Source organism: Brevundimonas sp., from assembly GCF_013823285.1.
Classification (GTDB): Bacteria; Pseudomonadota; Alphaproteobacteria; order Caulobacterales; family Caulobacteraceae; genus Brevundimonas.
The window spans coordinates 1-8,392 of sequence record NZ_PNLV01000100.1; the positions used below are offsets into that span (position 1 = coordinate 1).

General features: G+C 68.2%; 6 protein-coding genes and 1 pseudogene. 4 read left to right on the plus strand and 3 right to left on the minus strand.

Features of this window, described 5'->3' with window-relative positions:
- Both C0461_RS11930 and C0461_RS11935 read left to right on the plus strand, forming a co-directional pair.
- A pseudogene (locus C0461_RS11930) lies at positions 1 to 606 on the plus strand (capsular polysaccharide biosynthesis protein); the annotation flags it as partial.
- Positions 607 to 632: 26 nt separating this feature from the next.
- On the plus strand, positions 633 to 1,790 hold the full coding sequence (locus C0461_RS11935) for a beta-ketoacyl-ACP synthase III (protein WP_292107220.1): 1,158 nt from the start codon (positions 633 to 635) through the stop codon (positions 1,788 to 1,790).
- Between the two features lie 213 nt (positions 1,791 to 2,003).
- Here the strand turns inward: C0461_RS11935 and C0461_RS11940 are convergent, their stop codons facing one another.
- A complete protein-coding gene (locus tag C0461_RS11940) occupies positions 2,004 to 2,540 on the minus strand; it encodes a porin family protein (protein ID WP_292107222.1) in 537 nt (178 codons plus the stop codon).
- Between the two features lie 241 nt (positions 2,541 to 2,781).
- Between C0461_RS11940 and C0461_RS11945 the strand changes: the two genes are divergently transcribed.
- Together C0461_RS11945 and C0461_RS11950 are read left to right on the plus strand one after the other, a co-directional pair.
- A complete protein-coding gene (locus C0461_RS11945; RefSeq protein ID WP_292107223.1) occupies positions 2,782 to 4,029 on the plus strand; it encodes an SGNH/GDSL hydrolase family protein in 1,248 nt (415 codons plus the stop codon).
- Positions 4,029 to 4,931: a polysaccharide deacetylase family protein gene (locus tag C0461_RS11950; RefSeq protein WP_292107225.1), complete on the plus strand. Its 903-nt coding sequence runs from the start codon at positions 4,029 to 4,031 to the stop codon at positions 4,929 to 4,931. The genes C0461_RS11945 and C0461_RS11950 overlap by 1 nt, the downstream gene beginning before the upstream one ends.
- Here C0461_RS11950 and ppdK read toward each other — a convergent pair.
- Both ppdK and C0461_RS11960 read right to left on the minus strand, forming a co-directional pair.
- Positions 4,928 to 7,618 (minus strand): pyruvate, phosphate dikinase, encoded by a 2,691-nt coding sequence (gene ppdK / locus C0461_RS11955; RefSeq protein WP_292107227.1) that lies wholly within the window; start codon positions 7,616 to 7,618, stop codon positions 4,928 to 4,930. The genes C0461_RS11950 and ppdK overlap by 4 nt on opposite strands.
- Positions 7,619 to 7,784: 166 nt before the next feature.
- A partial coding sequence (locus C0461_RS11960; RefSeq protein ID WP_292107229.1) for a transketolase C-terminal domain-containing protein occupies positions 7,785 to 8,392 on the minus strand: 608 nt, incomplete at its 5' end.

Here is an 8,392-nt window from a genome sequence, read left to right on the forward strand (position 1 = left end):
ACGGATCGCCCGCGCATCCTGATCGTCGGCCAGGTGGAGAACGATCAGTCGATCCTGAAGGGCTGCGCCGACATCCGCACCAACGCCGGGCTGGTCGCCGCTGTACGGGCGAACCACCCGGACGCCTTCCTGATCTACAAGACCCACCCCGACGTGCTGGCGGGCAATCGCCCCGGCATGCTGGACGGCGCGGCGCTGGACGCCGTGGACGCGTCGGCCGACGGCCTCGACATCATCCAGTGCCTCGACCACGCCGATCGTCTGGCGACCCTGACCTCCCTGTCGGGCTTCGAGGCCCTGCTGCGTGGCAAGCCCGTCACCACCTACGGCACGCCCTTCTTCGCGGGCTGGGGCCTGACCGAAGACCGCGTCGCCTGTCCCCGCCGCACCCGCCGGGCGACGCTGGACGAACTGGTCGCCGCAGCCCTGATCCTCTACCCGGTCTATGTGGCCCCGGGCGGCTGGCCCTGCGAGGCCGAGGATCTGGTCGAGGCCCTGATCGCCGCCAGGGGCGTCCCCCCGCCAAGGGCGCCCGCAAACCAGATCGCCCGCTGGTGGACCGGCATCCGCGCCAGTCTCGACCGCACGCCCCCGCCGTCCTATTGATGGGGCTCGTCAAGGAAACGGACCCAGTGAACGATTCTCCCAGAGCGGTCATAGCCGCCACCGGCCTGCACACCCCCGAACACGCGCTCTCCAACGCCGAACTGGTGACGGCCTACAACGCCTTCGCCGAGCGCTTCAACGCCGCCAACGCCGGGGCCATCGCCGCCGGCGAGCTGGAGGCGCTGACGCCGTCCTCGTCCGAGTTCATCGAGAAGGCCTCGGGCATCAAGTCCCGCTTCGTGGTGGAGAAATCGGGCATCCTCGATCCTGACCGCATGGTCCCGCACATCCCCGAACGCTCCAACGACCAGCTCTCGGTGCTGGCCGAGATGGCGGTGAAGGCCGCGCGGGAGGCCATCGCCCGCTGGGGCAAGCCGGTCAGCGAGATCGGCGCCGTCATCTGCGCCGCCTCCAACATGCAGCGCCCCTACCCGGCCATGGCCATCGAGGTGCAGCAGGCCCTGGGAATCGACGGCTTCGCCTTCGACATGAACGTGGCCTGCTCCTCGGCCACCTTCGGCCTCAAGACCGCCGCCGACTTCATCGCCTCGGGTTCGGTGAAGGCAGTGCTGATGGTGAACCCCGAGATATGCTCGGCCCACCTGAACTTCAGGGACCGGGACAGCCACTTCATCTTCGGCGACGTGGCCACCGCCGTGATCGTCGAGGCCGCCGATCAGGCCACGGGCGGTTGGGACATCCTGGGCGCCCGCCTGAAGACCGTGTTCTCCAACAACATCCGCAACAATTTCGGCTTCCTCAACCGCGCCGCCCGCGAGGACGTGACCGCCGCCCCCGACAGCCCGCGCCCAGACGGGATCACCGACAAGCTGTTCGTTCAGCAGGGCCGCAAGGTCTTCAAGGACGTGGTGCCCATGGTGTCCGAAATGATCGTGGACCACGCCCGCGATCTGGCCATCGACCCCACGGGCCTCAAGCGCCTCTGGCTGCACCAGGCCAACATCAACATGAACGAAATGATCGGCAAACGCGTGCTGGGCCGCGAGCCCGCGCCGGGCGAGAACGTCATCATCCTGGACGACTACGCCAACACCTCCTCGGCTGGCTCAATCATCGCCTTCCACCTGCACAACGAGGGATTCGCGCCGGGCGACACCGGCCTGATCTGCAGCTTCGGCGCCGGCTATTCCGCAGGCTCGGTGTTCGTCAGAAAGCGCGCCTGACGCTCAAGCCGCACGGGCCGGGCGTTAGCGCCACAATGCGCTCAAGCAGCGAGCGACCGCGTCGCGAGCGTTAGCGCCCCAATATGCGCTCAAGCCGCAAAGCCCCGAGGGCCGAGCGTTAGCGCACAAAGAGAAAGGCGCGCTTCCTCTCCGAAGCGCGCCTTCCCTGCTCGATAGCAGGGCCCCGTCGCCGGAGCCCTGATGTCATCCGGCCTAGAAGCGGCGGATGTAGCTCACCGACCAGACGTCGGCTTCGCCGCCATCGTCGGTGAAGTCACGACGGGTCCAGTCGCCACGGATGCCGTTCTGGCCGTCGAAGTAGTAGTTGGCGCCGACGCCGTAGTTCCAGCTGTTGCCGTCGTCGGTGACGCTGACGCCGCCGGCCGAGGCTTTGACTTCAGTCGTGCCGTAACCGACACGGGCGAACAGCTCGAATTTCGAATTGACCGGCAGGAAGGCCACGCCGTAGGCGGCCAGGTCGTACTGGTGTTCAACATCGACGGCGACGCCGCCGATGGTGACCTGGTCGTCGCGAACACCGACCGAGCCCTCACCTTCGAAGCCGAAGTACGGGGTCAGCTTGGCGCCGAAACGGCCTGTGATGGCGCCGAGGTCAGCGTCGACCTCGTCAACTTCCATGTGCGAATAACCCAGCGAACCGTAGTATTCGGGAGCGGGCCAGCTTTGCGCCATGGCAGGCGCGGCGGCGAACATCGCAATGGCGGCGGTAGAGAGAAGAATCGTTTTCATTTAGTAACACTCCGTGAGCAGCGACTTCTTTGGTCGCCAGCCCCTGATCCCAGCGACTGTTCAAGTAGGTACGACTTGGGGCGGTTCCAAGGCCGGACGATTACACAAGCGTAACGGTGACCTGAAAGCCACACACGGCGTTCTGCGGCCCCCTTGACGATGTGGGTGGAAAGCCGGACCCTTCAGGCCTGATAGCGCTACCACGACACTGAGATCGCGGCGCGCGACAGGGAGGACGATCATGCTCTCGAGACGCCGCCTGGTGAGCGCATTCGCCGCCCTCGGCCTCATTCTGGCGCCGGTCGCGGCCCTTGCCGATGATGGGCGATGGGTGGGCGGCTGGGCGTCGTCACAGATGGTCGCGGAGAACGAACACGCCCTGCCCGACGGCGCCATGGACGATGTCACCCTGCGACAGGTGGTTCGGCTCACCGCATCCGGAGACAGGATCAGGGTCCGGGTGTCCAACGCCTTCGGCGACGCACCCCTTCAGATCACCCGCGCCACGGTGAGCCGACCCCGCACCCGCGACGGCGCCATGGTCGATCCGGCCACGGCCACGCCCCTCACCTTCGCCGGCCGGTCCGGCGTCATGGTCCCGGCCGGAGCCGAGTTCGTTTCCGATCCTGTGGATTTCGAGGCGGAGGCCCTGTCGCATCTCGCCGTCACCTTTCATGTGGCGGACGCGCCGCCGCGCCTGACCGCCCATCCGGGCGCCCGGGCCACCGGCCGCATGGCGCCGGGCGACCAGACGGGCGCCGCCGTCCTGACCGATGAGACCACCTTCACCCGCTGGTATCTGCTTTCGGGCGTGGACGTGCTGGGGCCGGCAGACGCCGGATCCATTGTCGTGCTGGGCGATTCCATCACCGACGGCTACGGCGTCCACCCGGACACGGACACCCGCTGGCCCGATTTTCTGGCCGAGCGGTTGCAAGCCGATCCCCGCACCGCGCACCTCGGCGTCCTGAACCACGGCATCGGGGGCAACCGGATGCTGCGCGACGGTCTGGGCCCCAACGCCCTTGCGCGGTTCGAGCGGGATGTCCTGAGCCAGACCGGCGTGACCCATCTGATCATCCTGGAAGGCGTGAACGACCTCGGCGTCCTCACCCGCGAGGCCCCCGCGACGCCTGAGGCCCATGAGGCGCTGGTCGCCGACATGATCGGCGCCTATGCCCAGATGACCGCCCGGGCTCGGGAGCGGGGGATCACCGTCATCGGCGCGACCATCACACCCTATGGCGGGTCGGACTATTACCGCCCCGACGCAGCCAACGAGGCGGATCGGCAGGCGATCAACGCCTGGTTCCGAACACCCGGGAACGTGGACGCGGTGATCGACTTCGACGCAGTCATGCGCGACCCGCATCGTCCCACCCACCTGCGGCCCGAGTACGACAGCGACGGCCTGCACCCCTCCATCGAAGGGTACCGCGCCATGGGCGAGGCGGTGGACCTGAGACTGTTCCTGGCGCACGAAGACTGATGCGCCTCGCCCTGATCGTATTCGCCGCCGCCTTGTGCCTGCCCGTCGCCGCCGGAGCGCAGCAGATCGCCATCACCATCGACGATGCGCCGGTGCATGGCCCCGTGCCCGAGGGTGAGACCTATGTGGGGGTGGCCGCCCGCATGATCGCGGCGCTGAGCGAGGCGGGCGACGCCCCGGCGACCATTTTCATCAATGGCGGGTCCATCGAGCAGAACCCGGACGCCGCAGCGGCGCTGGATCTGTGGCGGGCGGCGGGCCAGGCGCTGGGCAACCACACCTGGACGCATCAGAATCCCAATGCCATCGGGGCCGAGGCCTATGAAGCGGAGATCCTGCACAACGAGCCGTTGCTGGCCTTGTTGATGGGCGAGCGGGACTGGCGCTGGTTTCGCTATCCGTTTCTGGCCGAGGGCGATGACCCGGCCCTGCGCGACCGGATCCGAAGCTTTCTGGATGAGCGGGGCTATCGCGTGGCCTCGGTCACCATGAGCTTTGACGACTGGGCCTGGACCCAACCCTATGTGCGCTGCCGGGCGCAGGGCGACGACGCGGCCATCGCGCGGATGGAGCGGGCCTATATGGAGGCCGCGGACGCCGCCTTCGACCATTCCCGGGCCATGGCCCGGGCGCTGTACGGCGAGGACATCCCCTATGTCCTGCTGCTGCACACCGGCGCGTTCCACGCCCGGATGCTACCTCATGTGCTGGCCCATTACCGCGGCAAGGGCGCCGAGTTCGTCTCCCTCGAAGCGGCGCAGAGCCACCCATTCTATGAAGCGGACATGCGGGTCACCCCGTCCGACGAGCCGCTCTATCTGGAGACGGCGCTGGCGGCGCGGGGACAGACCGCGCCGCCCAAGCCCTGGGACATCGCCTGGCTCGAGACCGTCTGCCGCTAGCGGTCCTTTTCCCGCTCGGTGCCAGCCTGCGCATGCAGGGCCGCCTGGGCCGCCGCCAGCCGCGCGATGGGCACGCGGTAGGGCGAGCAGCTGACGTAGTCGAGGCCGGCGTGCTCGCAGAAGGCGATGGAGGACGGGTCGCCGCCGTGCTCGCCGCAGATGCCCAGCTTGACGTCCGGCCGCACGGCCCGGCCCCGCTCGGCGGCGATGCGGATCAGGTCGCCCACGCCCTCCTGATCCAGCCGCACGAAGGGATCGGTCTCGAAGATGCCCTTGTCCATGTAGGCCTGCAGGAAGCGGCCGGAGTCGTCGCGGCTGATGCCGAACGTGGTCTGGGTCAGGTCGTTGGTGCCGAAAGAGAAGAACTCGGCGTTCTCGGCCAGGTCCCCGGCGCGCAGGGCGGCGCGGGGCAGCTCGATCATCGTACCGACCTGATAGTCGACCCGGTCGCCCGCCGCCGCGAACACCGCCTCGGCGGTGCGGTCGGTCAGCTCGCGCAGGTATTTCATCTCAAGACCCAGCGCGACCAGCGGGTGCATGATCTCCGGCGTCGGCGCGGCGCCGGACTCGGCCTTCACCGCCAAGGCCGCCTCGAGGATGGCGCGCACCTGCATCTCGTAGATCTCGGGATAGGCCACGCCCAGCCGGCAGCCGCGATGGCCCAGCATGGGGTTGGTCTCGGCCAGGTCCTTCGCGCGGCGTTTCAGCTTGGCCGCGTCCAGGCCCGATGACGCCGCCAGGGCGTCGATGTCCTCGTCGGAATGGGGGATGAACTCATGCAACGGCGGGTCCAGCAAGCGGATCGTCACCGGCAGGCCGGCCATGATCTGGAACAGCTCGGTGAAGTCCGCCTTCTGGAACGGCTCGATCTTCGCCAGGGCCGCGCGGCGGCCCTGTTCGTCGTCGGCCAGGATCATCTCGCGCACCGCGGCGATGCGGGTCTCGTCAAAGAACATGTGCTCGGTGCGGCACAGCCCGATGCCCTCGGCGCCGAAACCGCGCGCCGTCTTCGCGTCCAACGGCGTCTCCGCATTGGCCCGCACCTTCAGGCGGCGGACCTTGTCGGCCCAGGCCATCAGGGTCTGGAAATCGCCGGTCAGCTCCGGCTCCACCATGTCGACCGCGCCCTCCAGCACCTCGCCCCGGGAGCCGTCGATGGTAATGATCTCGCCGGCGCGGAACTCGCGGCCCCGGGCGCGGAACAGGCCCGCGTCCTCGTCGATGTGAATCTCGCCGGCGCCGGAGACGCAGGGGCGTCCCATGCCGCGCGCCACCACCGCCGCGTGGCTGGTCATGCCGCCGCGCGCCGTGACGATGCCCCGCGCCGCGTGCATGCCGTGGATGTCCTCGGGCGAGGTCTCCTCGCGAACCAGAATGACCGCGTCCCCCAGTTGGCCCAGTCGTTCGGCCTCGTCGGAATCGAACACCACCTTGCCGGTGGCCGCGCCGGGACTGGCGGGCAGGCCGGCGGCGATGACGTTGCGATGGGCCTTGGGGTCGAGGGTGGGGTGCAGCAGCTGGTCCAGGGCCGAGGGATCCACCCGCTGGATGGCTTCTTCCTGGCCGATGACGCCCTCTGCGGCCAGGTCCACAGCGATCTTCAGCGCCGCCTTGGCCGTGCGCTTCCCGTTGCGGGTCTGCAGCATGTAGAGCCGGCCCTGTTCGACCGTGAACTCGATGTCCTGCATGTCGCGGTAGTGGCTTTCCAGCTTGCCCACCACGTCCACGAACTGGCCGAACACCTCGGGCATGGCCTCTTCCATGGAGGGGGCGCTCTCGCCCATTTCCTCGCGGCCTGCCTTGGTCAGGGACTGGGGCGTGCGGATGCCGGCGACCACGTCCTCGCCCTGGGCGTTGATCAGGAACTCGCCGTACAGTTTCGCCTCGCCCGTGGACGGATTGCGGGTGAAGGCGACGCCGGTGGCCGAGGTCTGGCCCATGTTGCCGAACACCATGGACTGGATGTTCACCGCCGTGCCCCAGCTCTCGGGGATGTCGTGCATGCGGCGGTAGAATTTGGCCCGGTCGTTCATCCAGCTGTCGAACACGGCGCCCACGGCGCCCCACAGCTGGGCGGCGGGATCCTGCGGGAAGGGCGCGCCCTGTTCGCGCTCGACCACGGCCTTGTAGTCGGCGACGACCTTTTCCCAGTTTTCGGCGGTCAGCTCGGTGTCGACCGAGACGCCGAGGCGGTCCTTGTGGTCGTCCAGAACCTCCTCGAACAGGTCATGGCCGATGCCCAGAACCACATTGGAGTACATGGTGATGAAGCGGCGGTAGCTGTCCAGGGCGAAGCGCCGGTCGCCGGACAGGGCCGCCAGCCCCTCCACCGTCTGGTCGTTCAGGCCCAGGTTCAGAACCGTATCCATCATGCCCGGCATGGAGGCGCGGGCGCCTGAACGCACAGACACCAGCAACGGATTGGCCGCGTCGCCGAAGCGCTTGCCGGTCAGCGTCTCGACCTTGTCCAGCGCTGTCTTCACCTGGCCGTCCAGATCGCCCGGATAAGTCTGGCCCTGGGAGAAATAGTGGACGCAGGCCTCGGTGGTGACGGTGAAACCGGGCGGCACCGGAAGGCCGAGGGAGGACATCTCCGCAAGGTTCGCGCCCTTGCCGCCGAGGAGGTTCTTCATCGAAGCGTCGCCGTCGGCGGAGCCGCCGCCGAAGCCGTACACCCACTGGGTCATGTCTGCGTCGTTCCTGAGTTCAGTCTGTGGAATGGGCGAGGTTGGTCCCCGCCTCTGAGCCGGCGCGAAGCTAGCGCGGCAGTGCAGCAAAGGCCACGCCGCGCCGTAACAAATCGTGAGCGATCATGACGGTTCCTTCTCCAGTCGGCGGAGAGGAAAGCTGGTCTCAGGCCCGCGCCTTGGCGCTCGCCGCGTCCACTCCGAGGGCCGCCAGGGCCGCAGCGGCGATATGCTCCGCGTTCAGGCCCGCCTGCGCGTACATGACCTCGGGTTTGTCCTGATCCTGGAACACGTCGGGCAGGTGCAGGGTCCGCACCTTCAGACCCGCATCCAGCGCGCCCTTCTCGGCCAGCATCTGCAGCACGAAGCCGCCGAAGCCGCCCATGGCGCCCTCCTCAACAGTGATCAGGGCCTCATGCTCACGAGCCAGACGCAGGATCATGTCCTCGTCCAGCGGCTTGGCAAAGCGGGCGTCGGCCACGGTGGCGGACACGCCCCGCGCCGCCAGAGCCTCGGCGGCCTTGAGCGATTCCTGCAGCCGGGTGCCGAGCGAAAGGATCGCGACGGTCGCCCCCTCACGCACGATGCGGCCCTTACCGATCTCAAATGGGGCGGCCAGTTCGGGAATCTCCACCCCCACCCCGTCGCCGCGCGGATAGCGGAAGGCCGAGGGCCGGTCTTCGATCTCGAGGCTGGTGGCGATCATGCCTGCCAACTCCGCCTCATCCGAGGCGGCCATCAGCACCATGCCCGGCAGGGCGCCCAGGTATCCTA